The sequence below is a fragment of the Gordonia liuliyuniae genome (assembly GCF_021739025.1).
GTDB classification, from domain to species: Bacteria; Actinomycetota; Actinomycetes; order Mycobacteriales; family Mycobacteriaceae; genus Gordonia; species Gordonia liuliyuniae.
The window spans coordinates 81,174-107,924 of record NZ_JAKKOT010000009.1 but is presented as its reverse complement, the minus strand read 5'-3'; the positions used below and the strand labels follow the sequence as shown (position 1 = coordinate 107,924).

Below are 26,751 nucleotides of genomic sequence, written 5' to 3'. Positions count from 1 at the left end.
ACGTGCCGCTCGAACGAGTGGTACGCGGCACTATGTTGAGAACGCAAGATTGTCGCGAATGCGAAGGGGAGTCGAATGGGCCGGTCGCGGATGGAAGTCTTCGCCGAAGAAGTGAGTGACAGGGTCGGTCGCGACCTCACCGATTATCCCGACCTCTGGGAGTACTCGACCACAGACCTCCCCGGGTTCTGGCGAGCGGTGTGGGAGCACTTCGGGCTCGACGCGATCGCCGAGAGCGGGCTGCGGCGTGCCGACCCGGTGCTCGCCGACTCGTCGATGCCCGGCGCCGTCTGGTTTCCGACCGTTCGCCTCAACTATGTCGATGCGGTCCTCGCGCACGCCGACCAGCCCGGCGCGGCGATCGTCGGACTGGACGAGGACGGTGTCCGCACCGAGATCACCTGGAACGACCTCCCGCGCCTCGTCGGAGCCGTCGCACGGACCCTCTCCGACGCCGGAGTCAGGCAGGGCGACGTCGTCGCCGCATACCTGCCCGACATCCCCGAAGCGGTGATCGCCTTCCTGGCGACCGCGTCCCTCGGAGCGATCTGGTCGGGCTGCGGCCAGGATTACGCGCCCGAAGGTGCGGCCGGACGTCTCGCACAACTCGAACCCAAGGCCCTGTTCACAGCGTCCGGCTACCGCTACAACGGCAAGGACATCGACAAGCGGGCCGATTCCGCCGAACTCGCCCGACTGCTCGATGTGGGGACGCACATCGTCGTCGGTGACGCACCAGACGGGGCGACGGCATGGGCCGATGCGACAGCGAACGGCGACGACCTGCAGGCGTCCGTACGCGTCCCGTTCGACCATCCGCTCTGGGTGCTGTTCTCCTCCGGCACCACCGGCAAACCGAAAGGCATCGTCCACGGACACGGCGGCGTCGTTCTCGAGCACCTCAAAGAGACCGGCCTCCACGCAGACCTCGGCAACCACTCCGTCTTCTTCTGGCAGACAGCCCTGAGCTGGATGATGTGGAACTTCCAGATCGCCGGGCTGCTGGTCGGCGCGCGCATCGTCTGCTACAGCGGCTCACCGCTGTACCCGGACGCCGACCGACTGTGGCAGATCGTCGCCGACGAGCACGTCACCTACTTCGGTACCAGCCCCGGCCAACTCCAGGCATCGCGGAAGGCAGGTCTCGTCCCCGGCCGCGACCATGACCTGTCGGCGCTCACCACACTCGGCAGCACCGGGTCGACTCTCGCCGCCGACCTCTTCACCTGGGTCGACGATAACGTCCGTGGGCGCTCTGCATCGCCTGGCTCCGCTCCACCCGACTTACCGGTCTCGTCGATCAGCGGGGGCACCGACATCGTGTCCGCATTCGCGGGAGGGTCCGTCGGCGTCCAGGTCGTGGCGGGCGAGCTCTCGGTGCGGCATCTCGGCGTCGCACTGGAGAGTTGGTCGCCGCAGGCGAGACCGCACATCGGCGAGGTCGGCGAGATGGTGATAACAGCGCCGATGCCGTCGATGCCCGTCGCGTTCTGGAACGACGCTGACGGCGAGCGATACCGCACCGCGTACTTCGCGCACCAGTGGGATGTGGCCGACGCGCCCGTCGTCTGGCGGCACGGTGACTGGGTGACCCTCACCGATCGCGGCTCTCTCGTCATCCACGGTCGTAGTGACGCAACCTTGAACCGCAACGGAATCCGCATGGGCTCGGCCGACATCTACGAAGTGGTCGAAGCCGTCGACGAGATCGCCGAAGCATTCGTCCTCGGCGTCGACGGGCCAGACGGCGCATATTGGATGCCGTTGTTCGTCACGCTCGTGCCCGGCGCCGAACTGACCGACGAGCTCACCGCCCGGATCGCGTCCGACGTGAAGACCCGACTGTCGGCGCGACACGTTCCCGACGAGGTCCTCGCAGCGCCGGGCATTCCCCACACGCGGACCGGCAAGAAGCTGGAAGTCCCGGTCACCGCGATCCTCGCCGGACGGAGCGACGTGAACATCGATCCCAAGTCGGTCGACGACTATTCGCTAGTCGAGTGGTTCCGGCAGCAGGGGAGAGCCCACGAGTGGTGACGTCTCGAGCGACGCGCGGAGTCTCTCGACCAGGAGAACAGGCGCGTCGTCGCGCACGTGTACGACCCACACAGCTCACGTGTATTAGCGTGGACGACGTTCGTCGCAACGGCGGACGAGGCGAGTTCCATGCGTGAGGAGTCAGACGATGAGCTATCCCCAGTCCGGCGGATACGGCTACGGCCAGAACCCCCAAGGGGCACAGCCCTACGGTCAGCCCGCCGATTACGGTCAGCAGAGCCCGGGGCAGTACGAGGGCCAGCAGTACGCGGGCCAGCAGTACGGGCAGCCGCAAGGCTACGACGCCCAGGCCCAGCAGGCGCAGGCACAGCAGGGGCAGTACGCCCAGCAGCAGTACGCCCAGCAGTACCAGCAGGCCCAGTACGGTTACAGCGCGCCGCAGCAGCCCGCCAACCCGGGTCTGCCCGCCAACACTCCGATTATCCTGGCCGGCATCATCGGTGCACTCGGCATCATCACCCTGTTCTGCGGGTTCCTTGACGGATACTCGCCGGAGTCGGGGAGCGGCGACGGCGTTCAGCTGTTCCAGTCGCACTTCGTTCTGACGTACGGTCTCGTGACGCTCGCCGGGCTGCTCGCCCTGACGACGTTCGTCGTCGGCGCCACCAAGCACTTCGTCGCGGGTATCGCCAGCGTCGCGGTCACCGCAGGCATCATCACGATCTTCCAGTTCGCGATGATGGATCCGATGTTCAAGGAAGGCGGAAGCCGTGGCGTCGGCGCCATCATTCTGCTGATCACCGCGATCCTGTCGGCGATCGCAGCCGTCGCATGGCTGCTCGTCGAGGGCGGTCAGATCAAGCTCGCCGACGCGGTCGCCGTCCCCGCTGCGCCCGCACCGGTCGCGGCTGACGCGTCGCAGTACGGCGGAGCGCACCAGGCAGCCGCACCGGCCGCCGACTACGGCTACGGTTACGGCCAGCAGGCTCAGGCCGCCGCGCCGCAGGCTCAGCCCGGACAGTATGCGCAGACTCAGTACGGCCAGTCGGCTCAGTCGCAGCCGGGCGATCAGAACGCCACCACCGCGTTCGGCAAGCCTGCCACCGATCCGGGTGTGAACCCGCAGTCCGAGCAGCACTAGGGCTCGCCGCGGCGTGAGCGGATCGTCGAACTCTCTGGCCACCCGCCTCCGGCAGGTGCGCCTGGCTCGTCGTGCCGACAGCGCGCCGCGGAAGGCCGCCACCTGGGACCTCGTCAAGGTGGCACTTCTCGTCCCCGGACTGTCGATCCTGGTGATCGTCGTCGTCCTGGGCATCGTCCGTCTCCTCGCAGGCGACGGACTGTCCGGCATCATGTCGGCGACGGCGGCCGGCTGGCTCGCCGTCAACCAGGTTCCCGTCACCATCAGCGGAGTCACGCTAGGCGTCCTGCCGCTGCTCCCGACTCTGCTGGTGTGCGCCGGAACCGCCCGAGTGGTGGCCGAAGGCTCGTCCACCGCGCGTGAACTGCCTGACCTCGTGGGCATCATCGGAGCAGCGCTCGGCGGATCATTGCTGGTGACAGCATTGTCGCTGGCCGTGGTCGCCGACGGTGCCGCAGTCAGCGCAGTCGGCCAGCCCGACCCACTCGCGGCGTTCGGCTACACGCTGCTCATTCAGGGAATCGCGGTCCTCGTCGGCGTCGCGATCCCGAGTCTGAGACCCATCCTCGAAGAGTTCGTGGTGCCTGCGACCGAACGGGTGGGTCTCCGCAGCGGAGTAATCGCGTTCGGTGTGCTCGTCGTGGGCGGCGCAGTTCTCGTCTTCGGCGGCATCGTCATGCACTGGGGTTCGGTGTCGGCGATGATCGCCGACGGCAACTCGTTCGACGGCTATCTCGGCCTCACCGCGCTGAGCATCCTCTACCTGCCGAACATGGTGATGGGAGCCGCCGTCGTCACCACCGGTTCTACCGTGCAACTCGGTGACACCGTCCTCGACGCGTTCGACGTGTCACGCGGGGCCGTTCCTCCGCTTCCCATCGTGTCGGCGCTCCCCGAGACAGGTCTCGGCGGCGTCGGCGGACTGCTGTTCGTCGTTCCGCTCGCCGCGGGACTCCTGCTCGGCTGGTACTGCCGCAGCAGCGACCCGATCCGTCACCTGCGCGCGGTCGCCATCGGCTCGGCGGTCGCCGCCGCACTCGTCGTGGCGGTGAGCTGGGTATCCGGCGGTCGTCTCGGCGAACTCGGCCACACCGGGGTCGACGTCGCGACAGCAGGTGTCTTCACGTTCGCGTGGCTCATGCTCGCCGGAGCGCTCGTCGTCGGCGGCATGTGGGTGTCGAACGGAGGCGTTCGCCGAGTTCGCGGCGCCGACGACGACCTCGACTCCTGGCTCGACGACGTCGCCACCCACGACGAGCCCGTAGACGAACCAGCAGGCGCACCAGCAGGCGCACCCGACGAGTTCACCGACGCTGAGCCCGCCCCCGGTTACGGCGGCGGCGCCGAGGATCTCGGCGGTGAGCTCCCCGACGAGTTAGAAACGGCAGCCGAGTTCGAACCGGCCGACGAGGCTGAACCGGCTGACGTGGCTGAACTGGCCGACGAGGCTGAACTGGCCGACGAGCATCTGGTCGAACCAGAACCCGAACACCGCGACTGAGTGGTCCCCGCCACCGGTCCCCGCCACCGGTCCCCGCCACCGGTCTGCGGCCTCGTCCGACACCGCTCCGAACCGTTCAAACCCATGCCCTAAACTTGGGTGCGTGACAGACGCCCCCCACGACACAGCGCATCGCTCACCTGTCGTGGTCCTCGCGTCAGGGGCCGGGACGCTCCTCGCCGCGATCATCGATCGTGCGGCATCCGTCGACGCCGCGTTCACGGTGGTCGGCGTCGTCGTCGACCGAGCCTGCCCGGCGATGCAGATCGCCGCCGATGCCGACATCCCGGTCGTCGAATGCATCTTGACCGAACACCCCGACCGCGCGACCTGGGACAGCGTCCTGACCGATGCCGTCGCCGCGTTCTCGCCCGACTGGGTGGCGACCGCGGGTTTCATGAAGATCCTCGGCCCGGCGTTCCTGCAGCGCTTCGGCGGAACCGTCGTCAACTCCCACCCCGCGCTGCTGCCGTCGTTCCCGGGCGCGCACGGGGTGGCCGACGCCCTCGCATACGGCGTCAAAGTCACCGGCACCACGGTCCATCTCGTCGACGACGGCGTGGACACCGGACCGATCCTGGCCCAACGGATCGTCGAGGTGGCCCCCGACGACACCGAGGCCGCCCTGCACGAACGCATCAAGATCGTCGAGCGCGCACTTCTACCAGCAGTGGTGGACGCGCTCGCCGCCCGTGGCGTTGTCACCGATGGACGAAAGGCACACCTCAAGTGAACGCAACTGCAGATCGCCGCGACGTGCGGCGCGCACTGGTCAGCGTCTACGACAAGACCGGACTGACCGAGCTCGCGACCGCGCTCCACGCAGCAGGCGTCGAGATCGTGTCCACCGGGTCGACCGCCAAGACGATCGCGAGCGTCGGCGTCCCCGTGATCGAAGTCAGTGAACTGACCGGCTTCCCGGAATGCCTCGAAGGTCGCGTCAAGACGCTGCACCCGCGCGTGCACGCCGGGGTCCTCGCCGACACCCGCAAACCCGATCACCTCGCACAGCTCGACGGGCTGGGCATCGCCCCGTTCGAGCTCGTCGTGGTGAACCTGTACCCGTTCACCCAGACCGTCGCCTCCGGAGCGTCCCCTGACGAGTGCGTCGAGCAGATCGACATCGGCGGCCCGTCGATGGTGCGTGCTGCGGCGAAGAATCATCCGTCGGTGGGCGTCGTCGTCGACCCGTCCGACTACGCGAAGGTCGCTGCCGCGGTCGCCGCGGGAGGCTTCAGCCTGGCCGAGCGTAAAGCTCTGGCCGCCAAGGCGTTCCGCCACACTGCAGACTACGACGTGGCGGTCGCGTCCTGGATGTCCAGCGACGCGCTGGGCTCCGGCAGCGATGCTGACGAGCAGACGTCGGTCTTCCCGGTGTGGGCCGGCGCGACCTGGGTGCGTGCCGACGTGCTCCGCTACGGCGAGAACCCGCACCAGGCGGCCGCGCTGTACACGTCCACGTCCGGACCGGCGGGTCTCGCGCAGGCCGAGCAGCTGCACGGCAAGGCGATGTCGTTCAACAACTTCACCGACGGCGACGCCGCGTGGCGCGCCGCCCATGACCACGCCCAGCCTGCGGTGGCGATCATCAAGCACGCCAACCCGTGCGGTATCGCTGTCGGCTCCGACATCGCCGAAGCCCACCGCCGCGCCCACGCGTGCGACCCGGTCAGTGCGTACGGCGGCGTCATCGCCACCAACCGTGAGGTCAGCGTCGAGATGGCCGAGCAGGTCGCCGAGATCTTCACCGAGGTCGTCATCGCCCCGTCGTACGCCGACGGCGCCGTCGAAGTCCTGCAGCGCAAGAAGAACGTCCGCATCCTGGTCGCCGACGCGCCGAGCGCGGCGGTCGCCGAGATGCGTCCCGTCTCCGGCGGCATGCTGGTGCAGCAGCGCGACGTGATCGACGCCGAAGGCGACGATCCAGCTAACTGGACGCTCGCCACCGGCGAAGCCGCCGACGAGAAGACCCTCGCCGACCTCGTCTTCGCGTGGCGTTCGTGCCGTGCCGTCAAGTCGAACGCGATCCTCCTCGCCTCCGACGGCGCGTCCGTCGGCGTCGGCATGGGCCAGGTCAACCGCGTCGACTCGGCGCATCTGGCCGTCAACCGTGCGGGCGACCGCGCCAAGGGCTCGGTCGGTGCGTCGGACGCGTTCTTCCCGTTCCCCGACGGCCTCCAGGTGTTGATCGACGGCGGCGTCCGCGCGGTCGTCCAGCCGGGCGGATCGATCCGCGACAACGAAGTGATCGAAGCGGCCAAGGCTGCGGGCATCACCATGTACCTGACTGGGTCACGCCACTTCGCGCACTGAGCTGGCACCGGCACGAATTCTGTTGCACACCGGTCGTGAGGCGACCGTTGTGCAACAGAACTCGGTGCGACCCGGAACCGGGCGCCGTTCCGGCGCGTCTAACCGAGTATGGGGGAAGTACCAGAACTCGCACGATTCCTCGCTGACCACGACGGCGTCATCACAGCGGACCAAGCTCGTCGGCTCGGAATGACGCGCGGGCAGATACGTAGCCGCGTGACAAGAGACGAATGGCGGGCTACGGCGAAAGGGCTGTACCGCAGTACCTCCCACCCGATGACGGAACGGGTGCTCGTGCGGTCAGCGGTCCTGGCGCACCACGCTGTAGCCGACCGGACCACTGCGGCCTGGCTGCACGGTCTGATCCGACCGCTTCCGGAGGTGATCATGCTAGTGCCTCGTATCGCTAATTCCTTAATGGTTGGCAGCGCCCCGCTGCACATCTGGCGGCGTTGTCGTCGGTCGCGATACCTACCGGTATCCCTTCCTCCTCCGCCTTGCCAGCTGCACAGCGGAACACCACCAACCGTCGAGGAATTAACGACACGCGACACTAGCCGCCGACCAGGTCCCGCGCCCGGGCCGATCCGCGACGGCTCGGCCTTCGCCGACCGCATGCTGCAGAAGAAGGTCGTGACTGTCCCGCAGTTGAGCGCTGCCGCCGAGCGACACTCGGGTCGTGCGGGTGCGCCGGCGCTTCGCAGGCTGCTCGATGTCGTCACCGGAGACTCTGAGTCGATCGCCGAACGGCTCTTCGTCGAGCTGCTCACCGACGCAGGCGTCGGGGGCTGGGTCCAGCAATTGCAGTTCGGGTCGTGGAGGCTCGATTTCGGTTGGCCCGAGTTGAAGGTGTGCGTGGAGATTCAAGGGCTCGCATTCCATCGCGCGCCCGGCAGGCTGGCGAATGACGAGGCGAAGGCCAACGCACTCGAGCGCGCGCGATGGCGCCGCCTGGGCTTCACATGGCATCAGCTGACGGATGACCCGGTCCGATGCATCGAATCGGTGATCGAGGTCCTCAACCAGCAGGCCGACGAGGTCGCGTGATGAAGGGGATGCACGAATGGTGTTGCACAACGGTCCTCAGACGACCGTTGTGCAACACCATGCGTGCGCCTCGCTACGGCGTTGCGCGCCGCAGCGTGAGATACGACGTTCCGGCGAACAGAAGGTCCAACGCGAACACGATGCCGACGAGGGCGATCGGCCGCAGGTCGACGATCCATCGTCCGATTGCGGGCCACCCGCCGGCGAGGCTGACGACCAGGCATGCCAGGACGATCGCGACGACGATCGCCATGCCCGTGACCACCAGCCAGAGGGTGCCGAACCGCTTGTAGAGAGTCGTGCCCCAGAACCCGACGGCGAATGCGAACATTGCGATCGTGAAGTACATGAGCAGCGCGACGAACGGCCCCTGATCCCAGATCCAGGGCAGGTAGAAGAAGTAGCCGTCGATGCCCCACCCGTCGGTGGCCCGCTCGATGAGCCCGCCGACCAGGAACGTCACGGCGACGGCCGCCGACGAGAGCATCGCCGTCGCATACGTTCCGAGGAAGTACTCGCGGCGCGTGATGCTCATGGCCTGCGAGAACGGGAACGTGAACGACAACGCCTGAACACCGACCACCAGGAAGTACCAGAGCGGTGCCTGGGACCCGCCCCCGTAGATCGGTTCGTCCATGTCGTCGACCGAGAAGACGATGATGCCGTAGATCATCATGCTGATCGCGAACGAACTGGCCAGGATCAACAGCGGCAACCAGACGAAGGTCTGTTTGTTGAGCAATTGCATGCGGATCACGTTCAACGTGCGATTCGCGGGCGCGGTGGTGGTCATCGGACGGCTCCCGTCTGATCGGAGTGTTGAGTGAATCGGACAATGAGTTCCTGCAGCGACACCGACGACGTCGTCAGGTGCAGCTGCTCGAGTCGGCGAGTGTCGTCGCTGCTGAGCGCGCCCAGAACGGTCGACGACGCGACCGGTCCGAGGTTCTCGCGGTGCAACTCCTCCCGGCCGGCGATGAACTCGTCGACGGCGGCCGCATTCCCGACGACGGTCACCGCCCTGCCGCGGAGCGCGTCGGCGTCCTCATCGAGGACGAGAGCACCGTCGTCGACCACCAGCACACGTTCGATGAGATCGGCGATCTCGTCGATGAGGTGGCTCGACAGCACGATGGTGCGCGGATGCTCCGCGTAGTCACCGAGTAGACGGTCGTAGAAGATCTGTCGGGCCACTGCGTCCAACCCGAGGTACGGCTCGTCGAAGAAGGTCACCTCGGCGCGTGAGGCGAGCCCGATGATCACGCCGACCGCGGACAACTGTCCGCGGGAGAGCTTCTTGATCCTCGTCTTGAGCGGGAGCCGAAACTCGGCGACCAACTGCTGGGCGAAGTCGTCGTCCCAGTTCGGGAAGAAGAGGCGCGCGGCGGCGAAGGCGTGCACAGGGCGCGCGTCGTCGGGATACCGCTGGCTCTCGCGGACGAAGCACACGCGGCTCAGTGCGCGAGAGTTCTCGTACGGCTCCTCGCCGTATACCCACGCCTGGCCGGACGTGGCGAAGTTCTGCGCGGTCAGGATCGACATGAGTGTGGTCTTACCCGCACCGTTGCGCCCGAACAGCCCGCAGATGATGTTCTCGGGGATGTCGAAGTCGACGGAGTCGAGGGCGACGGTCTTGCCGTATCGCTTGGTGAGGCCGCGGGCGCTGACCGCCGATGTGCGGGTTGAGGTGCTGGTCATCGTGCGTCTCCTGTCGAAGAGTGCTGGGGCGCTCGGTCTTGGATCAGCGTGACGAGATCGTCTGGCGTCAAGCCGAGTCGGTCGGCTTCGTTGAGTAGCGGTTCGATGAAGTGGTCCGCGAACGATTCCTGGCGTTCGCGACGGAGCAGGTCGCGAGCACCGGCCGACACGAACATTCCGACGCCGCGTCGTTTGTAGAGGACTCCCTTGTCGACCAGCATGTTGACGCCCTTCGCTGCGGTTGCGGGATTGATTCGGTAGAAGGCGGCCAACTCGTTGGTCGAGGGTGCGCGGGTCTCCTCCGCGAGGCTGCCGTCGATGATCGAGTCGGAGACGTTCTCCGCGATCTGTTGGAAGAGGGCTCGTCCGTCGTCAATCATGAGCACCCCCTGTTCTTTGGTTAGTTAGTTGACTAACTAACCATCGCACCGGGTCGGGGGTGTGTCAAGAGGGTTGTGGCAGCCTGGCTGTCGTGGACGAACGACGATGCCCGTGCGGAAGTGGCGAAACGGTTGCGGCGTGCTGCGGTCGTTACCTGTCGGGGGAGGCGGCCCCGCCGAGTGCGGAGGCGTTGATGCGCAGCAGGTTCACGGCGTTTGCGGTCGGCGACGAGTCGTACCTGCTCGCCACGTGGCATCCCGACGTCAGGCCGCCGTCGTGCCCGATCGATCCGCAGACGCGGTGGCTCTATCTGACGATCGTCGACGTGCTCGACGGGTCGCCGTTTCATCGGGGCGGGGTGGTGGAGTTCGTCGCCGTCTATCGCGATGCCGACGGCCGGGGCGAACTTCGTGAGCGCAGCACCTTCGAGCGCGTCGACGGTTGCTGGTACTACGTGTCCGGCAGTCATCGCTGACCCGAGGTCGGCGGGGAAGCTGTATTCAATCAACCGGTTGACAATGAACGGTCGCAGGGTGTGTAGTTATATTCAACCGGGAGATTGAATAAGGAGTGTGGACGATGTCTGACGACCAATTGTCCCGAGTCTTCTCGGCTTTGTCCGACCCCACCCGGCGGGACATCGTCGCCCGGTTGACCACGGCTGATGCCACGGTGAACGAACTGGCTCAGCCGTACGACGTGAGCCTGCAGGCCGTATCGCGGCACCTTCGCGTCCTCGAAGACGCGGGGCTGGTGACACGCAGCCGCGAGGCGCAACGTCGGCCCGTTCATCTAGAGGCCGAGGTGTTCGACCTGATGACCAAATGGATCGAGCGCTACCGCAGGCAGGCGGAGGAGAGGTATCAACGGCTCGATGCCGTGCTCGCGGAAATGAACCGAGAATCCGACACACCCAGTCCCGAGGAGGACGCATCATGAACACGCACACACCGGCGTCGATCGACGCCGACCCGAGCCTTCCGCTCATCCGCATCACCCGCGACTTCGCGGCCACCCCCGCGCAACTGCTCAGAGCGCATGTCGACCCGGAACTGTTCGCGCGGTGGGTCGGACCGGACGGGATGGACACCCGCATTGTCGCCTGGGACGCCCGCAACGGAGGGGAATGGCGTTATGTCGCAGGCCGCGACGGTGAGGAGTACGGTTTCCGCGGTTGCTTCCACACGATCAGCGACGACGTCATCGTTCAGACGTTCACCTTCGAAGGCATGCCGGACGACGTGTCACTCGAGACACTCCGATTCGAGGACCTCGGCGACGGACGCACGCGGCTGCACGCACAGTCGCTGGTCGACAGCTTCGAAGGGCGCGACGCCTGGCTGGCGTCGGGGATGGAGGTCGGCGTCGACCAGGGGTACGCGAAGCTCGACGATCTGCTCGCCGAGGGGGAGGTGTGAGCGCCGTCAGCAACGCCTCACCCGCCGAACGACACCGCATCGTCGCCGCCGGATTCGCCGACGAGGCTGCGGCGACCACGAACTGGTCGGCGCGCAGTCCGGTCGAGGAGTGGACGGCCCGCGCCGTCGTCGATCACCTCGTGGAGTGGTTCCCGGCCTTTCTGGAAGCCGGCGGTGTCGAACTGTCCGAAGTCTCCGCCGACGACCCGGTCGACGCATGGGCGGCCCGCACTGCTGCGATCCAGGGGCTGCTCGACGGCGACGATGCGGCGCGTGACTTCACGCATCCGTACGTCGGGACCATGCCGTTGGCCGACGCGGTCGACCGGTTCTACACCGCCGACGTGTTCATGCACACGTGGGACCTCGCCCAAGCCGGTGGGCGTCGCCCAGATCTCGATCACGATTTCGCTGCCGACCTGCTCGCCGGGATGCGACCGCTAGAGGACATGTTGCGTTCGAGCGGCCAGTACGGTCCCGCGTACCCGGTGTCGAGCGTCGTCGATCCCGCGGTCGCGCTGGCCGCGTTCATCGGACGTGACCCGCGTTTCGCGGATTAAAACGCACCGCAGGCAAAAGGCTTCTGCCTCGGGGGCTCCTCGGACATCCTCGAATCATGACCATCACCGCTGCGGCCACCGACCGCCCCGTCTCATCGGGCGTCACCTCCGGCGTCGAAATCGACGTCGCCCGACTCGGACCGTCGCACGGCGCCGAGATCTCGGGCATCGACATCGCGTCGGCGACCGACTCTCAGATCGCTGCCGTGCGCGTCGCACTCGCCGAGTACAAGGTCCTCGTGCTGCGAGGCCAGGACCTCGAGGACGCGCACCACGTCGAGTTCGCCGCCCGACTCGGGGAGCTGACGGCTGGACATCCGGTGTGGGACAGCGGCGACGTACCGGACGAGGTGTACTCGCTCGACAGCACCGACAACGGGTTCGCCGACGTCTGGCACACCGACGTCACGTTCATGCCGCGTCCGCCCGCCGCATCGATTCTGCGTCCGCTGGTACTGCCCGAGTTGGGCGGCGACACCAACTGGGCCGACGCCGAGGCTGCGTACGCGTCCCTGTCGTCGCCGTTGCAGCGGGCCGCCGACGAGTTGGTCGCCGTGCACGACGGAAACCGTGAGTTCGGCTACTACCTGCGGCAGCGTCGCGAGGGCCGAGGCAACCTGTGGGACGGCGAAGAGGTGACGAGCCTGCGGCCCGTCCGGCAGCCGGTCGTCCGCATCCACCCGGAGACCGGACGCAAGTCCTTGTTCGTGAATCCCGGCTTCACCTCACACATCGAGGGTGTGTCCGAGGCGGAGAGCCGCGGGTTGCTCGATGCGTTCTATGCGCACCTCACCAAGCCCGAACATGTGGTTCGGCACCGATGGAGCCTCGGCGATGTCGTTCTCTGGGACAACCGGAGCACCGCCCACTACGCGAATCGTGACTACACGCATCGTCGCGTCATGCACCGCGTCACGCTCCGCGGCGACCGACCCGTCGGGCCGCAGGGACTCATCGAGCCGTTCAGTGACGACCCCAGTCAGTGGTGACTCGCGGAATGCTCGCCCGTAGGCCGGAATTCCCGTTGCGGGCGAACCGATCACGAGAGTGCGAGTAGCGTGGAACAGGTGGCAGATCAATCCACCAACCCGCCCCAGATCACAACTCTCGGCGAACTTCGCGCGTCCGATCACGTACAGCGCGGTGTGCGCGACGAGATCCGAAACAACCTGTTGACCGCACTCCGGGACGGTGATGACCCGTGGCCCGGCCTCGTCGGCTTCGACGACACGGTGATCCCACAGGTCGAACGTGCGCTGATCGCCGGACACGACATCGTCATGCTCGGCGAACGCGGCCAAGGCAAGACACGGCTCCTGCGCACGCTCGTCGGCCTGCTCGACGAGTGGACACCGGTGATCGCCGGATCCGATCTCGACGAGCATCCGTACGAGCCGATCCTCCCCGAGTCGATCCGTCGCGCCGACGTGCTCGGCGACGATCTGCCGATCGACTGGCGTCACCGCAGCGAACGGTACCGGGAGAAGCTCGCGACACCGGACACCTCGGTCGCCGACCTCGTCGGCGACATCGACCCGATGAAGGTCGCCGAAGGGCGCAGCCTCGGCGACCCGGAGACCATCCACTTCGGTCTGATCCCGCGTTCGCACCGCGGCATCATCGCCATCAACGAACTGCCTGATCTGGCCGAACGCATTCAGGTCTCGATGCTCAACGTGATGGAGGAACGCGACGTCCAGGTGCGCGGATACAGCCTCCGCCTACCGCTAGACGTCGTCGTCACCGCGAGCGCCAACCCGGAGGACTACACCAACCGCGGTCGCATCATCACCCCACTCAAGGACCGGTTCGGCGCCGAGATCCGCACCCATTATCCGCTCGACCTGGACGACGAGATCGACGTCGTCGAGCAGGAAGCCGACCTCGTCGCGACCGTCCCGACGTACCTCGTCGAGGCGCTCGCGCGGTTCACTCGGTACGCCCGCGAGCATCCGTCGATAGATCAACGGTCCGGTGTCTCCGCACGCTTTTCGATCGCCGCAGCTGAAACGGTGGCTGCGGCGGCGCTGCACCGGGCCGCGGTGACCGGCGAAGAGCTGCCTGTTGCGCGTCCGGTGGACCTCCAGTCGGTCATCGAAGTGTTGCGCGGCAAGGTCGAGTTCGAGTCGGGCGAGGAGGGGCGCGAGGTCGAGATCCTCGACTATCTGCTCCGCAAGTCCGTCGCTGACGTAGTCCGGGCACATCTCGGCGGCGTCGACATGCGACCGATCGTCGAGGCCCTCGACTCCGGGCATCCCGTCCTGACCGGTGACCGGGTCCCCGCCGCCGACGTCGTCGACGCGATCGGTGATTCGGCCGAGGTCCACAAGGTCGTCGACGACATCGCAGGCCGACTCGACGCCATCGAACTGGCCGAGCGTGCCAGCGCTATCGAATTGGCGTTGGAAGGGCTTTATCTGGCGCGTCGTATCGGCAAGGACGAGGACGACTACGGTCGCACCGCCTATTCGGTGTCCGCGTCCGATGACGAACTCGAACGCGATGGCGCGTAAGGGTTTCCACCGCTCCCGGTACAGCCGCTATACGGGTGGACCGGACCCGCTCGCGCCTCCCGTCGACGTGCGGGAGGCGTTGCGCGCGATCGGCGACGACGTGATGGAGGGCGTCTCGCCCGAGCGCGCGATGCGCGAGTTCCTGCGGCGCGGCGGACCGTCGAATCGTGGACTCGACCGGCTCGCGGAGGAAGCGAACCGGCGCCGCAGGGAACTGCTCCGCAGCCGTAACCTCGACGGGACGTTCGACGAGATCAGGGAACTCCTCGACTCAGCGGTCCTCAACGAACGCAAGCAGCTCGCCCGCGACCTCGACGACGACGCACGTTTCGCCGAGATGCAGATCGGCAGCTTGCCTGCGTCGACAGCCCAAGCCGTCCGAGAACTCGCCGACTACGACTGGCGCAGTCCGCAGGCGCGCGCCGATTACGAGAAGATCTCCGACCTCCTCGGCCGCGAGGCGCTCGACCAGCGGTTCGCCGGGATGAAGGAGGCGCTTGAGGGCGCGAGCGACGAAGATCGGCAGCAGATCACCGACATGCTCGGCGACCTCAACGACCTGCTCGCCAAGCACAACGCCGGACAGGACACACAGGCCGACTTCGACGAGTTCATGGACAAGCATGGCGAGTTCTTCCCCGAAGGCCCGGAGAACATCGACGAACTGATCGACGCGCTGGCGCGACGGTCCGCCGCCGCTCAGCAGTTCTTCAACTCGCTCACCCCCGAGCAGCAGGCCGAGCTGGCTGAGTTGTCCCAGCAGGCGTTCGGGTCGCCCGAACTGATGAGCGCCCTCGGGCAGATGGACGACGCGCTCCGTCAGGCGCGTCCCGATCTGGACTGGGGCGGGTCGCAGGAGTTCTCCGGCGACAATCCGATGGGTATGGGGGAGGGGGCCGCCGCACTGCGCGACATCGGCGAACTCGAACAACTCGCCGAGCAACTCTCCCAAGGCTATGCGGGCGCGCAGATGGAAGACATCGACCTCGATGCGCTGGCTCGACAGCTCGGTGACGAGGCCGCAGCCGACGCACGAACCCTGTCCGAGCTGGAGAAGGCACTCCGTGACCAGGGGTTCTTTCGACGCGACCAGGACGGGAGCCTGAAACTCAGTCCGAAGGCGATGCGCCGACTCGGGCAGGCGATCCTCCGTGATGTCGCGGCGCAGCTCTCCTCTCGCGGCGGCGACCGTCGCACCGACCTCGCGGGCAGGCTCGGCGAGCCGACCGGTGCGACCCGCGAATGGGCGTTCGGCGACACCGAGCCGTGGGATGTGACGCGGACAGTGACGAACGCGGTGGTGCGGACGGCCGCCGACGGCGGTGACCCCGCCGACGGGGTCCGAATCGATGTCCGGGACGTGGAGGTCACCGAGACCGAAGCCCGGACGCAGGCCGCCGTCGTCCTGCTCGTCGACACGTCGTTCTCCATGGTCATGGAGGGTCGGTGGACGCCGATGAAGCGGACGGCTCTGGCGTTGAACCAGTTGATCTCGACGCGGTTCCGATCCGACGAGCTGCATCTCATCGAGTTCGGCAGGCATGCGCGGTCGACGACGGTCGACGAGTTGACGGGTCTGGAGCCGAGGATGGAGCAGGGCACTAACCTGCACCACGCGCTCATGCTGGCACACCGGCATCTTCGCCGGTTCCCGAACGCGCAGCCCGTGCTGTTGATCGTGACGGACGGTGAGCCGACCGCCCATTTGGAGCCGGATGGCGAGGCGTTCTTCTGGTATCCGCCGCACCCGCAGACCATTGGGCTCACGGTGCGCGAACTCGACCACCTCTCGCGGATGGGCACGCAGATCACGTTCTTCCGACTGGGCGAGGATCCCGGTCTGGCGAACTTCGTGGACCGCATCGCCCGCCGGATCGGCGGACGCGTCGTCGCACCGGACATCGACGGGCTGGGCGCCGCGGTGGTCGGCGACTATCTGCGGGCCCGACGCGCACGGTGAGTTTCACGCGCGCTGAACTCCTCGCGTTCGCCGGCACGAGCGTCCCGGATCTGATCGGTCCCAGATGCCGCCTCCTGATCTCCGGTATCAACCCAGGGTTGTGGACGGCGGCGACGGGCGCGCATTTCGCGCGGCCGGGTAACCGGTTCTACCCGGCGTTGTATGCGGCGGGTATCACCGACCACCTGATCGACGCATCCGACGGGATGAGTGCGGCCGACGAGGCTGCGCTCATCGATGCAGGCGTCGGGATCACCAATGTGGTGGCTCGTGCGACGGCGAAGGCCTCCGACCTGACCCGCGACGAATTCGTCAGGGGCGGTGAGCAACTGGTGCGGACCGTCGAACGGGTGCGTCCACGAGTGCTGGCGATCCTCGGCGTCACCGCCTACCGGACGGCGTTCTCGGCCCCGAAGGCGACCGTCGGAGAGCAGCCGGAGGGGGTGGCGGGGGCGAGCCTGTGGGTACTGCCGAATCCGAGCGGCCTCAACGCCCACGAGAGTGTCGCGTCGCTGGCGCGCGCGTACCGGGAGGCCGCGGTGGCGGCCGGCCTGCGGCGAGGTGCCGTCTCGTAGAAGAGTCGCGACGGCGGCACAGGCACAATATGGGCATGGGGGAGATTCTTCGCTGGACGGCGAACATCATCGGAACCGTCGCACTTATCGTCGCCGCAGTGGCTCTGGCACTGTATTTCTGGCCGACGTCGCAGGTCCCGGTCGTCGCGATCGCATCCGTGTCGCCGGTCATCGTCGGTGTGTCCGTGGTGCTCGCTCTCGCGTGTCTGTCGGCGACGCGTGCATGGTGGCGAGTCGGCTTCGCCGTCGCCGTCGCCGTCGCCGCGATCGGCGTGCAAGCGCCGTACTTCGCCGCGGCGGACGCGCCGTCCGGAGAACCGATCACGGTGCTGACGTCCAACGTCATGTTCGGGGAGGGTGACGTCGAGGAACTGGCGCGCCTGGTTCGGGACAATCGGGTGGACGTGCTCGCCGTCCAGGAGTTGACGAGCGACGAGGCGGACCGGATCGCCGCGTCGAGTATCGCCGACGATCTGCCGCACGCTTTCGTGCGGGCCGGGTCGGGAGCGGAGGGAACCGCCCTCTACAGTCGGCACCCGCTGTCGGACGAGGTCGAGTATCCGAGGTTCGTCTTCAACCAGCTTTCTGCGGTCGTCGCCGTTCCCGGGCGCGGTGACGTGCAGGTGTTCGCGCTGCACCCGGTGCCGCCGACCATCACGCCGCAGTGGGAATCCGAACTCGGACGGATCGACGAGATCGTGCACGATGCGCCCGAGAATCGCCCGGTGATCGCGATGGGCGACTTCAACTCGACCCTCGATCACGCGCGGTTCCGGCAGTTGCTGACCGGCGGATACCGCGACGCGGGGGAGATCGCCGGCGTCGGCTGGCTGCCGACATATCCGACCGACAAATGGTTCCCGGCGATAGTCGGGATCGACCATGTCCTCGTCCGAGGGCTGTCGGCGGCGGACGTGACGTCGCACGACGTCCCCGGCACCGACCATAAAGCGGTGCTCGCGCACGTCGGGTGAGGGCCCCGCCCGACTCGGCCACGTTCGGCGATCACGCCAGGAGCCACGCCGTCACCGCGATGACCGGAATCGACAGCACCGTCGTGACCAGCGCCGAGTCACGGGCGAGGATCTCGCCGCGTCGGTAACGGGTCGCGTACACGAGGACGTTCTGCGCAGTCGGCAGGGCCGCGATCACGACCTGGGCGAACAGTCGGTGGCCGGTGAGCCCGAACATCCAGCGTGCCGTCGCGTACGCGATCACCGGCATCGCGATCATCTTGAGTATCGACACGAGCACCACGTCACGCCGCGGGCTCTCGCCCTTCTTGAACACGGTGGTGCCAGTCAACGTGAGCCCGAACGCGAGGAGAGCGAGGGGAGCGGACGCCTGGCCGAGCATGTTCGCCGATTCCAGGACCGCCTCCGGCGGCGTCCACCCGGTAAGCGACACGACCAGGCCGATCGCTCCGCCGATCAGGATCGGGTTGCGCAACGGTACCGAGATCGTCTTCCAGACCGACGTCCGCGTCGACGCGTCGAGCGCGGTCAGGTCGAGGGCGGCCAGCGCGACGGGTGAATAGAAGACGATCTGGAACAGTAGGAGCGGCGCGATGAACGACTCGTCGTGAAGGACGAAGATCGCGATCGGCAGGCCGAGGTTGACGGAGTTCACATACGACGACGAGAGCGCGCCGATCACCAGTTCGGGAAGCTCCCGCCGCAGCCACAGGCGTGCGGCGACGAGGTAGACGAGTCCGACCGAGACCGCGGTGATCGACGCGATGGCGAGCGTCGAGGAGAAGACGGCCGACAGGTCGCTCGTGGCCAGCGAGTAGACCAGAAGCGCTGGCGTGCAGATGAAGAAGACGAGCCTGGCCAGCGTGGTGGACGCGTGTTCGCCGAGGGCGCCGGTCCGGCCCAGAATGTAGCCGAGACCGACGACGAGGAAGATCACGGTGAACCCGGAGACGACGCCTGACACCCGCGTAATGGTAGGTGTCGGCCACTCATGTGGAAGGTCCTGCCCGTCCCGTTTTGCCATGTGAGCCTCCGGCCGGTTAATCTGTTCGGGTTGTGTGCCGCGGTCGGATTGCCGTGGATACAGGCGATCAGCGGGTGAGTCGGGTCGGGACAGACCCGGACCCATGCCCGTGCCGAACGTGAGGAAGGGCGAGAACCATGGCAGTACCGAAGCGCCGGATGTCGCGGGCGAACACCCGTAGCCGTCGTTCGCAGTGGAAGGCAGACAATGCTCCGCTGCAGGAAGAGAAGATCAACGGCGTCACGCAGCGCGTGCCGCGTCGCCTGGTCAAGGCCGTGAAACTCGGCCTCGTCGATCTCGACCGTCGCTGAGACCACTCGCGACGACGAATCAGTGTCACCGGCTGCGGCCGACGAGCGTCCAGCTCGTCGGCCGCAGCCGTTTTCGTATTACGAAACCACTTCTGAACGGTAACGCCGCCGATATGCGGCGCGGTCCGTCAGTAGCGTGGGCGTGGGACGATGCCAGCGATCCGGTGCGGTGGCGATAGTGAGAAGGTGGGAGTTGACCTGTGGGAACTGATCCAGCGTCGATATCGGACGGGGCGCTCGATCCGCCGAGCCCGGTCACCAAGGCCCCCGCCATACCGGTCAACAAGAGAGTGTTCGTCGGCGCCAGCGCAGGCATCATCGGCATCATCGTGTGGGCCTTCATCGACGCCGATGGCGCAGATCGGGTGATCCAGTCCGCGGTCACCTGGGTTGCGGACGAACTCGGCTGGTTCTACATCGGTCTGGTCGTGGCCGTCGTCCTGTTCGTCGTCTGGGCAGCGCTCTCTCGCGTCGGCGGGGTGAAACTCGGTCCCGATCACTCCAAGCCCGTCTACAACCTGTTCTCGTGGACGGCGATGCTGTTCGCGGCGGGTATCGGCATCGACCTCATGTTCTTTTCGGTCGCCGAACCCGTGACACAGTGGATGAGCCCGCCGACGGGCGACGGCCAGACTGTCGAGGCCACGCGACAAGCCGTCGTCTGGACCCTGTTCCACTACGGGATCATCGGGTGGAGCCTGTACGCCCTCATCGGGATGTCGCTCGGCTACTTCGCTTACCGCTACAACCAGCCACTGTCTCTGCGATCGGGGCTGCGGCCGATCTTCGGCGACCGACTCGATGGCATCCTCGGCGACTCCGTCGACATCGCCGCGCTCCTCGGAGCCATCTTCGGGTTGGCGACGAGCCTGGGCATCGGGGTGGCGCAGCTCAACGTGGGCCTCGAGGACTTGTTCGGGATCGCGCAGAGCCATTGGGCGCAAGCTGGGCTCATCGTGGTCGCAGTAGCGATCGCGACGCTGTCGGCGGTCTCGGGCGTCGACAAGGGCGTCAAGCGGCTCTCCGAGATAAACGTGATCATCGCGCTCGGTCTCCTGCTGTTCATTCTGATCGCCGGATCTACGACATACCTGATGAATGCGCTGGTCCAGAACGTCGGCGACTTCGCCAGCCGGTTCCCCTCGATGGCGCTCGACACGTTCGCCTACGAGGACACCGGCGACTGGAAAGCGACGTGGACGCTCTTCTTCTGGGCCTGGTGGATTGCGTGGGCGCCTTTCGTCGGGCTGTTCCTGGCGCGGATCTCCCGCGGCCGCACCATCCGTCAGTTCGTGTTCGGCACGCTGACCATTCCGTTCGTGTTCATCGTCATCTGGATTTCGATCTTCGGAAACAGCGCGCTGGAGATCGCCCGTGGCAACAAGGGTTTCGCGGACACCGCGGTCAACACTCCCGAGGAGGGGTTCTACGCACTCCTGCACGAGTACCCCGGTGCGACCGTGCTCGTCGTGATCGCGACGTTCACCGGCATGCTGTTCTACATCACGAGCGCCGACTCGGGCGCTCTCGTGATGGCACACTTCAGCTCGCACGTCACCGACAACGACTCCGACGCGGGGCGCTGGGTGCGCATCTTCTGGGCGGTGGTGACCGGCCTGCTGACCATGGCGATGCTGTTGATCGGCGGCATCACCACCTTGCAGAACGCGACGGTGATCATGGGGTTGCCGTTCGCGGTGGTCGTCGCACTGATGATGCTCGGCCTCTTCCGAGCGTTGCAGGCCGAAGGCGACTGGGTGGATTCGCGGCGGAGCGCGCTCACCCATGCTCTCTCGCACCGATCGTCGGGCGGCACCGCGTTGAACTGGCGGCAACGGGTGAAACGGCTCGTGCAGTACCCCGACGCGGACGACGTTCGAGGATTCTCGGAGTCGATCGTGCGGCCTGCGCTGGCGGACGTCGTCGACGAACTCGTACAGGCGGGGATGGACGCGACGACCGGGTCGGCCCACGTCGACGCTTACGACCTGACGAGCTACCACCTCGACGTCGACTTCGGCGGTGGCCGCACATTCCACTACCAGGTGTATCCGACCCGGCACCCGACACCGGTGTTCGGCCGTTCACCAGACGCCGGCGACCTGTTCTTCCGGCTCGAAGTGTTCACCGCGCAGGGCAGTGAGGGGTTCGACGTGTACGGGCTCACCGAAGCGCAGATCAGCTCCAACGTGCTCGACCACTACGAGCGTCACCTGCACTACTTGGAGATGGTCGGCGGCGACACCGCGACGATCGTCGGCGAGAACGTCACCGACTGGTCGGCCGATTTCGACAACGGGCCCGACCCGGCGACCACAGAGACCGAACCCGCAGCAGAGGCCGGGACCGCACCCCCGGCGAAGGAGGAATCGTGAGCGCACAGACCCTGTTCATCGACGGACGGTGGGAGGCCGCGGCCGACGGCGCCACCCGGGACATTCGGTGCCCGGCCGACGGGACGCTGGTGGCGACCGTCAGCGAGGCGAGTGCCGTCGACACCGAACGGGCCATCGCGGCCGCGCGTCGCGCATTCGACGACCGGCGGTGGGCGTCGGTGCCTGCGGGCGAACGCGGCAGACTGTTGGCGAAGCTCGCCGACGGCATCCGGGAACGCCACGAGGAGTTCTCGCGCGCCGAGGCCCTCGACACCGGCAAGCGGATCGTCGAAGCACGCATCGACATGGACGACATCGTCAACTGCTTCGACTACTTCGCCGAAGTCGCGTCGAAGGATGCGGGCCGGCTGGTCGACGCGGGCTCGGAGTCAGTCGTCAGTCGTATCCAGTACGAGCCGGTGGGTGTCTGCGGGCTGATCACACCGTGGAACTATCCGCTGCTGCAGGCCGCGTGGAAGATCGGCCCCGCGCTCGCCGCCGGTTGCTCGTTCGTTCTCAAACCTGCCGAGCTGACGCCGCACACCGCGATCTTGACGATGCGGCTGCTCGACGATCTCGGGCTGCCCGCGGGCGTCGCGAACCTGGTCACCGGTGCGGGCGCGCAGGCGGGCGCCCCGTTGTCCGCGCACCCGGACGTCGACATGGTCTCGTTCACCGGCGGGTTGGTGACCGGTCGGGTGATCGCGGCGTCGGCGGCGCCGACCGTCAAGAAGGTCGCGCTGGAACTCGGCGGCAAGAACCCCAACGTGGTGTTCGCCGACGCCGACTTCGACGCCGCCGTCGACAATGCGCTCAACGCCGCGTTCGTCCATTCCGGACAGGTGTGCTCGGCGGGCGCGCGACTCGTCGTCGAAGAGTCGATCGCCGAGAAGTTCGTCGACGTGCTGGTGGAGCGGGCTGGGCAGATCCGGCTCGGTGGACCGTTCGATGAGGCGGCGGAGACCGGCCCCCTGATCTCGGCGGCCCACCGCGACAAGGTCCACGCGTACGTCCAGGCGGGCGTCGCCGATGGCGCCCGCCTTCGGTGCGGTGGTGGGTTCGCTACCGGCACATCGGGTTCCAGTGATCTCGATGCGGGCTTCTACTATCAGATTACCGTCCTGGACCAGGTGCGGCGCGGTATGTCCGTCGTCGTCGACGAAGCGTTCGGCCCGGTAGTCACCGTGGAGACATTCACCGACGAGGACGACGCCGTCACGACCGCGAACGACACGATCTATGGTCTCGCGGGTGCCGTGTGGACGCAGGACGCGGGCAGGGCTCAGCGTGTCGCGAACCGGCTGCGGCACGGCACCGTGTGGATCAACGACTTCCACCCGTACCTGCCGCAGGCCGAGTGGGGCGGGTTCGGGCAGTCCGGTGTCGGACGCGAACTCGGCCCCGCCGGGCTCGACGAGTACCGGGAAGCCAAGCACGTCTACCAGAACATCGCCCCCGAAGTGACCGGTTGGTTCGCCGACCGGACGAGCGAGGAGAACTAGATTGAGCCCCGTTTCGTCTGATCCCGTTTCGTTTGATCCCGATTCGTTTGATTACGTCGTCGTCGGCGGCGGCTCAGCAGGCTGCGCCGCCGCCGCACGGCTCTCCGAAGACCCGTCGGTACGCGTCGCACTCGTCGAGGCCGGCCCCGACGATCGCGCTGTTCCCGAAGTGCTGCAGCTCAACCGGTGGATGGAACTGCTCGAATCGGGGTACGACTGGGACTATCCGGTTGAGCCGCAGGCATCGGGCAACTCGTTCCTGCGCCACGCCCGCGCACGCGTCCTCGGTGGCTGCTCGTCGCACAACTCGTGTATCGCGTTCTGGCCGCCTCGTGAAGACCTCGACGGATGGGAGCGCGAGTTCGGTGCGACCGGCTGGAACGCCGCGGCCATGTGGCCGATCCTCAAGCGGTTGGAGACGAACGAAGACGCCGGCCCGGCGGCGCCGCACCACGGCGACAGCGGCCCCGTGCACCTGATGAACGTGCCTGCGAACGACCCGTGCGGCGTCGCGCTGCTCGCTGCGGCCGCCGAAGCCGGGCTGCCGACCAGCACGTTCAACACCGGGACGACGGTGACGCGCGGCGCGAACTTCTTCCAGATCAACCGGCAGGCCGACGGTACGCGTGCATCGTCGTCGGTCTCGTACATCCACCCGATCGTCGACCGCGAGAACTTCACGCTGCTCACCGGACTACGCGCCAAGCGACTCCTCTTCGACGGCACTCGCTGCACGGGCGTCGAGGTGGTCGACAACCAGTTCGGCCAGGCGCGGGCGATCACCGCCGAACGCGAACTCGTGCTGTCCTCCGGCGCCATCGACACACCGAAATTGCTGATGCTGTCGGGGATCGGGCCGGCCGACCACTTGCGTGCCAGCGGCGTTGACGTGCTCGTCGACTCGCGGGGAGTCGGCCTCAACCTGCAGGACCACCCGGAGGGCGTCATCTCGTGGGTCGCCAAGCAGCCGATGCCGACCGACTCCACCCAGTGGTGGGAGATCGGGATCTTCGACATGGTCGACGACGGCCTCGACCGGCCCGACCTGATGATGCACTACGGCAGCGTGCCGTTCGACATGCACACCGTACGGCAGGGCTATCCGACACAGGAGAACGTCTTCTGCCTCACCCCGAACGTGACGCACGCACGTTCTCGGGGCACTGTTCGACTGCGGTCGCGTGACTTCCGGGACAAGCCGATGGTTGACCCGCGCTACTTCAGTGATCCGGAAGGCTACGACATCCGCATCATGACGGCGGGCATCCGCCGTGCGCGCGACATCGTCGCCCAGCCGGCGCTTGCCGACTGGGCTGGAGAGGAACTGTTCCCGGGACCCGGCACCGTCGCCGACGCCGACCTGGCCGACTACATTCGGGCCACCCACAACACCGTCTATCACCCGGTCGGCACGGCGGCGATGGGCTCGGGCGACGACGCCCCGGTCGACGCCGAGTTGCGGGTGAAGGGCACCGAGGGGCTCCGTGTGGCCGACGCCTCCGTCTTCCCTGAGCACATCTCGGTGAACCCGAACATCACCGTCATGATGATCGGCGAACGCTGCGCCGATCTGTTGACCGGCAGCGTCTAGTGGTTCGCGCTGGTCTAGTGTCGCGTGTCGTTACTGCGACAGGAACTTGTTGACCCCGCGGTTGAGGACGTTCGGAATGAACTTGGCGGCGTTGCCGAGGACGGTGGTCTGGACGCCGACGGAGTAGCTCGTGCGGCGGATCAGTTTGTCGACGGTGGTCGGGTGCACCGACTCCCACACTTTGTCCGCGACGTCTTCGGCGCTGAGGCGGACGCCCAGCGTCTGGGTGCTCTTGGCGTCGGTCTCGGCGGCCAGCGCAGTCTTGGCCCAGAGCGGCCAGATGGAGACGGCGCGGATGTCGTCGTCCTGCCATTCGAGCTCGAGGGCTTCGGTGAGTCCCGCGACGTAGAACTTGGTGGCGCTGTACGTCGCGATGCCGGGCTGACCGTAGATGGCGGACGCCGATGCGATGTTCACCAGGTGCGCGCCGGGCGTCGCCTTCAGGTACGGATGTGCGGCGCGCGCGCCGAGAGTGACGCCGAGCGCGTCGATGTCGATCTGCGCTTTGATCGCGTCGGGGGAGATGTCGGCGATGTCGCCGGACAGGAGGATGCCCGCGTTGTTGTCGAGGACGTCGAGCTGTCCGCCGGTGTGCGCGGTGAAGTCGGCGAGCGCGGCGTCCCACTGGTCGGCGTCGCGGACGTCGAGGAGACCGGTGACGAACTCGGGATCGTCGGCCTTCGCCGCGGCGAGTGCGTCGGCGCTCACGTCATAGATGCCGACGGTCCAGCCGTGTGAACGGAACAGCTTCGCGGTGGCGAGGCCGATGCCTGCGGCGCCTCCGCTGATGAAGATCGACGACATGAATGCTCCCTCTGTCGGGTGATTGACCTGCGATGTCTACGCGCACACCTTACTTACTCGCGGGTAACCTTACTAGCCTCTATGAAGGCTGTCACACGCGTGTTATCGTGACAATAGAAATTGTCACATCAGTCAATGGGGGCTTTGAGATGACATCTGTCGAAACGTCGACGACGAGCATGCCCGACCGTGGGATGGACGAGGTGTCCGACCGGCTCCTCGCCTCCGCGACACGACTCTCGCGCAATGCCATGACCGAGATCGACTGGTCGCAGCCGATGGATCCGAACCACTACGGTTGCAGCCCCGAGTGGTCGACGCTGTACGGCACCGACTACTGGGACGAACTGACGCATGAGCAACGCGTGCGTCTCACCCGCCACGAGTTCGCGTCGATCATGAACATCGGCATCTGGTTCGAGATGATCCTGCAGGAGCTCATCCTCCGTGACCAGTATCTCGGCGCCTATCACCGTCCGGAGTTCCAGTTCGCGCTCACCGAGATCGCCGACGAATGCAGGCATTCGATCATGTTCGCGAAGGCGTCGGAGAAGATGGTCGGCACGTCGTACCGACCTTCTCGCGCGATCGGCCGCCTGGGCAAGGTGTTCCAGTACACGGCCCGCGGCGCGGTTTCCTACGCGGGCATCCTCGTCGCCGAGGAGATCCTCGACGTGTTCCAGCGCGGCTGCATGCGCGACGACCGGGTGCTGCCGTTCATCCGTACGATCAACGAGATCCATGTCCTCGAAGAGTCTCGACACATGAAGTACGCGCGTGAGCAGGTACGTGAGTCGGTCGCAGGCATGTCGGCGACCAAACGCAACTTCTGTGCGGTGTACACATCGCTCGGCGCGATGGAGATCGTGTCGAATCTGGTGCAGCCGCAGGCATACGCGGACGCCGGGCTCGACGCCGAGCGTGCCCTGGCCGAACGCCGTACCAACAAACACTTTCACGCGATGGTCCGGAGCAACTGCACACACTTGATGGCGTTCCTCGACGAGGTCGGACTGCTCACTCCCATGGCGCGAAAGAACTACCGTCGCGTCCACATGATCTGAC

At 66.7% G+C, this 26,751-nt stretch carries 25 protein-coding genes; 20 read left to right on the top strand and 5 right to left on the bottom strand.

Annotated features, from left to right (window positions below; translation table 11 throughout):
• Nucleotides 1-75 precede the first annotated feature (75 nt).
• From L5G28_RS18965 to L5G28_RS18940, 6 genes are all read left to right on the top strand, one after another.
• On the top strand, nt 76-2,037 hold the full coding sequence (locus L5G28_RS18965) for an acetoacetate--CoA ligase (RefSeq protein WP_237002879.1): 1,962 nt from the start codon (nt 76-78) through the stop codon (nt 2,035-2,037).
• A gap of 148 nt (nt 2,038-2,185) precedes the next feature.
• On the top strand, nt 2,186-3,139 hold the full coding sequence (locus L5G28_RS18960; protein ID WP_237002878.1) for a DUF5336 domain-containing protein: 954 nt from the start codon (nt 2,186-2,188) through the stop codon (nt 3,137-3,139).
• Between the two features lie 13 nt (nt 3,140-3,152).
• Nucleotides 3,153-4,640 carry a cell division protein PerM gene (locus L5G28_RS18955; RefSeq protein WP_237002877.1) on the top strand — a complete coding sequence of 496 codons (1,488 nt, stop codon included), beginning with the start codon at nt 3,153-3,155 and terminating at the stop codon, nt 4,638-4,640.
• Between the two features lie 103 nt (nt 4,641-4,743).
• Complete coding sequence (purN, locus tag L5G28_RS18950; protein ID WP_237002876.1) at nt 4,744-5,373, top strand: phosphoribosylglycinamide formyltransferase; 630 nt, start codon at nt 4,744-4,746, stop codon at nt 5,371-5,373.
• A complete protein-coding gene (gene purH, locus L5G28_RS18945) occupies nt 5,370-6,953 on the top strand; it encodes a bifunctional phosphoribosylaminoimidazolecarboxamide formyltransferase/IMP cyclohydrolase (RefSeq protein ID WP_237002875.1) in 1,584 nt (527 codons plus the stop codon). The genes purN and purH overlap by 4 nt, the downstream gene beginning before the upstream one ends.
• A gap of 633 nt (nt 6,954-7,586) precedes the next feature.
• Nucleotides 7,587-8,000, top strand: a complete 414-nt coding sequence (locus L5G28_RS18940; protein ID WP_237002874.1) for an endonuclease domain-containing protein — start codon at nt 7,587-7,589, stop codon at nt 7,998-8,000.
• 73 nt (nt 8,001-8,073) lie between these two features.
• On the opposite strand, the gene L5G28_RS18935 is transcribed toward L5G28_RS18940, so the two are convergent.
• Genes L5G28_RS18935 through L5G28_RS18925 form a run of 3 tightly spaced genes read right to left on the bottom strand, consistent with a single transcriptional unit; the run spans nt 8,074 to nt 10,078 of the window.
• Nucleotides 8,074-8,793, bottom strand: a complete 720-nt coding sequence (locus L5G28_RS18935; protein WP_237002873.1) for a hypothetical protein — start codon at nt 8,791-8,793, stop codon at nt 8,074-8,076.
• The gene (locus L5G28_RS18930) at nt 8,790-9,698 is read right to left on the bottom strand and encodes an ATP-binding cassette domain-containing protein (RefSeq protein WP_237002872.1); all 909 of its coding nucleotides are present in this window, start codon (nt 9,696-9,698) and stop codon (nt 8,790-8,792) included. Before L5G28_RS18930 ends, L5G28_RS18935 begins: the two co-directional genes overlap by 4 nt.
• A complete protein-coding gene (locus tag L5G28_RS18925; RefSeq protein WP_237002871.1) occupies nt 9,695-10,078 on the bottom strand; it encodes a GntR family transcriptional regulator in 384 nt (127 codons plus the stop codon). Before L5G28_RS18925 ends, L5G28_RS18930 begins: the two co-directional genes overlap by 4 nt.
• 92 nt (nt 10,079-10,170) lie before the next feature.
• On the opposite strand from L5G28_RS18925, the gene L5G28_RS18920 reads away from it, so the two are divergent.
• The 9 genes from L5G28_RS18920 (at nt 10,171) to L5G28_RS18880 (ending at nt 18,079) form a co-directional block, all read left to right on the top strand.
• The gene (locus L5G28_RS18920) at nt 10,171-10,554 is read left to right on the top strand and encodes a YchJ family protein (protein WP_237002870.1); all 384 of its coding nucleotides are present in this window, start codon (nt 10,171-10,173) and stop codon (nt 10,552-10,554) included.
• 104 nt (nt 10,555-10,658) lie between these two features.
• Nucleotides 10,659-11,018 (top strand): ArsR/SmtB family transcription factor, encoded by a 360-nt coding sequence (locus L5G28_RS18915; protein WP_237002869.1) that lies wholly within the window; start codon nt 10,659-10,661, stop codon nt 11,016-11,018.
• Complete coding sequence (locus L5G28_RS18910; RefSeq protein WP_236999040.1) at nt 11,015-11,497, top strand: SRPBCC family protein; 483 nt, start codon at nt 11,015-11,017, stop codon at nt 11,495-11,497. The genes L5G28_RS18915 and L5G28_RS18910 overlap by 4 nt, the downstream gene beginning before the upstream one ends.
• A complete protein-coding gene (locus tag L5G28_RS18905) occupies nt 11,494-12,057 on the top strand; it encodes a DinB family protein (RefSeq protein WP_237002868.1) in 564 nt (187 codons plus the stop codon). Before L5G28_RS18910 ends, L5G28_RS18905 begins: the two co-directional genes overlap by 4 nt.
• Nucleotides 12,058-12,113: 56 nt before the next feature.
• Nucleotides 12,114-13,046 carry a TauD/TfdA dioxygenase family protein gene (locus L5G28_RS18900; protein WP_237002867.1) on the top strand — a complete coding sequence of 311 codons (933 nt, stop codon included), beginning with the start codon at nt 12,114-12,116 and terminating at the stop codon, nt 13,044-13,046.
• A gap of 78 nt (nt 13,047-13,124) precedes the next feature.
• Nucleotides 13,125-14,570: a magnesium chelatase ATPase subunit I gene (locus L5G28_RS18895; RefSeq protein ID WP_237002866.1), complete on the top strand. Its 1,446-nt coding sequence runs from the start codon at nt 13,125-13,127 to the stop codon at nt 14,568-14,570.
• A complete protein-coding gene (locus tag L5G28_RS18890) occupies nt 14,560-16,530 on the top strand; it encodes a VWA domain-containing protein (RefSeq protein WP_237002893.1) in 1,971 nt (656 codons plus the stop codon). The genes L5G28_RS18895 and L5G28_RS18890 overlap by 11 nt, the downstream gene beginning before the upstream one ends.
• Nucleotides 16,527-17,105 carry a mismatch-specific DNA-glycosylase gene (locus tag L5G28_RS18885; protein WP_237002865.1) on the top strand — a complete coding sequence of 193 codons (579 nt, stop codon included), beginning with the start codon at nt 16,527-16,529 and terminating at the stop codon, nt 17,103-17,105. Before L5G28_RS18890 ends, L5G28_RS18885 begins: the two co-directional genes overlap by 4 nt.
• Before the next feature lie 35 nt (nt 17,106-17,140).
• Complete coding sequence (locus L5G28_RS18880; RefSeq protein ID WP_237002864.1) at nt 17,141-18,079, top strand: endonuclease/exonuclease/phosphatase family protein; 939 nt, start codon at nt 17,141-17,143, stop codon at nt 18,077-18,079.
• A 31-nt stretch (nt 18,080-18,110) separates the two neighbouring features.
• Here the strand turns inward: L5G28_RS18880 and L5G28_RS18875 are convergent, their stop codons facing one another.
• Nucleotides 18,111-19,043, bottom strand: a complete 933-nt coding sequence (locus L5G28_RS18875) for an AEC family transporter (RefSeq protein WP_237002863.1) — start codon at nt 19,041-19,043, stop codon at nt 18,111-18,113.
• Nucleotides 19,044-19,240: 197 nt separating this feature from the next.
• On the opposite strand from L5G28_RS18875, the gene rpmF reads away from it, so the two are divergent.
• The 4 genes from rpmF to L5G28_RS18855 all read left to right on the top strand — a co-directional run bounded on the left by rpmF (nt 19,241) and on the right by L5G28_RS18855 (nt 24,882).
• Nucleotides 19,241-19,414 (top strand): 50S ribosomal protein L32, encoded by a 174-nt coding sequence (rpmF, locus tag L5G28_RS18870; protein ID WP_236999047.1) that lies wholly within the window; start codon nt 19,241-19,243, stop codon nt 19,412-19,414.
• A gap of 200 nt (nt 19,415-19,614) precedes the next feature.
• Nucleotides 19,615-21,789, top strand: coding sequence for a choline BCCT transporter BetT (gene betT / locus L5G28_RS18865; protein WP_237002862.1), 2,175 nt, complete (start codon nt 19,615-19,617; stop codon nt 21,787-21,789).
• Nucleotides 21,786-23,291, top strand: coding sequence for an aldehyde dehydrogenase family protein (locus L5G28_RS18860; protein WP_237002861.1), 1,506 nt, complete (start codon nt 21,786-21,788; stop codon nt 23,289-23,291). Before betT ends, L5G28_RS18860 begins: the two co-directional genes overlap by 4 nt.
• Nucleotide 23,292: 1 nt before the next feature.
• Complete coding sequence (locus tag L5G28_RS18855) at nt 23,293-24,882, top strand: GMC family oxidoreductase (protein ID WP_237002860.1); 1,590 nt, start codon at nt 23,293-23,295, stop codon at nt 24,880-24,882.
• 30 nt (nt 24,883-24,912) lie between these two features.
• Here L5G28_RS18855 and L5G28_RS18850 read toward each other — a convergent pair whose 3' ends face one another.
• Entirely contained in the window at nt 24,913-25,686 is a 774-nt protein-coding gene (locus tag L5G28_RS18850) for an SDR family oxidoreductase (protein ID WP_237002859.1), read from the bottom strand.
• A 149-nt stretch (nt 25,687-25,835) separates the two neighbouring features.
• Here L5G28_RS18850 and L5G28_RS18845 point away from each other — a divergent pair, with 149 nt between their 5' ends.
• Nucleotides 25,836-26,750 (top strand): AurF N-oxygenase family protein, encoded by a 915-nt coding sequence (locus tag L5G28_RS18845; protein ID WP_237002858.1) that lies wholly within the window; start codon nt 25,836-25,838, stop codon nt 26,748-26,750.
• Nucleotide 26,751: the final 1 nt, after the last annotated feature.

Excerpts from the sequence above, each read along its gene's own strand:
- L5G28_RS18880 (WP_237002864.1), top strand. The coding sequence starts at position 17,141 with ATGGGGGAGATTCTTCGCTGGACGGCGAACATCATCGGAACCGTCGCA.
- L5G28_RS18915 (WP_237002869.1), top strand. The coding sequence starts at position 10,659 with ATGTCTGACGACCAATTGTCCCGAGTCTTCTCGGCTTTGTCCGACCCC.
- rpmF (WP_236999047.1), top strand. The coding sequence starts at position 19,241 with ATGGCAGTACCGAAGCGCCGGATGTCGCGGGCGAACACCCGTAGCCGT.
- L5G28_RS18930 (WP_237002872.1), bottom strand. The coding sequence starts at position 9,698 with ATGACCAGCACCTCAACCCGCACATCGGCGGTCAGCGCCCGCGGCCTC.
- L5G28_RS18850 (WP_237002859.1), bottom strand. The coding sequence starts at position 25,686 with ATGTCGTCGATCTTCATCAGCGGAGGCGCCGCAGGCATCGGCCTCGCC.
- L5G28_RS18935 (WP_237002873.1), bottom strand. The coding sequence starts at position 8,793 with ATGACCACCACCGCGCCCGCGAATCGCACGTTGAACGTGATCCGCATG.
- L5G28_RS18890 (WP_237002893.1), top strand. The coding sequence starts at position 14,560 with ATGGCGCGTAAGGGTTTCCACCGCTCCCGGTACAGCCGCTATACGGGT.
- L5G28_RS18925 (WP_237002871.1), bottom strand. The coding sequence starts at position 10,078 with ATGATTGACGACGGACGAGCCCTCTTCCAACAGATCGCGGAGAACGTC.
- L5G28_RS18960 (WP_237002878.1), top strand. The coding sequence starts at position 2,186 with ATGAGCTATCCCCAGTCCGGCGGATACGGCTACGGCCAGAACCCCCAA.
- L5G28_RS18900 (WP_237002867.1), top strand. The coding sequence starts at position 12,114 with ATGACCATCACCGCTGCGGCCACCGACCGCCCCGTCTCATCGGGCGTC.
- L5G28_RS18965 (WP_237002879.1), top strand. The coding sequence starts at position 76 with ATGGGCCGGTCGCGGATGGAAGTCTTCGCCGAAGAAGTGAGTGACAGG.
- L5G28_RS18845 (WP_237002858.1), top strand. The coding sequence starts at position 25,836 with ATGACATCTGTCGAAACGTCGACGACGAGCATGCCCGACCGTGGGATG.
- L5G28_RS18910 (WP_236999040.1), top strand. The coding sequence starts at position 11,015 with ATGAACACGCACACACCGGCGTCGATCGACGCCGACCCGAGCCTTCCG.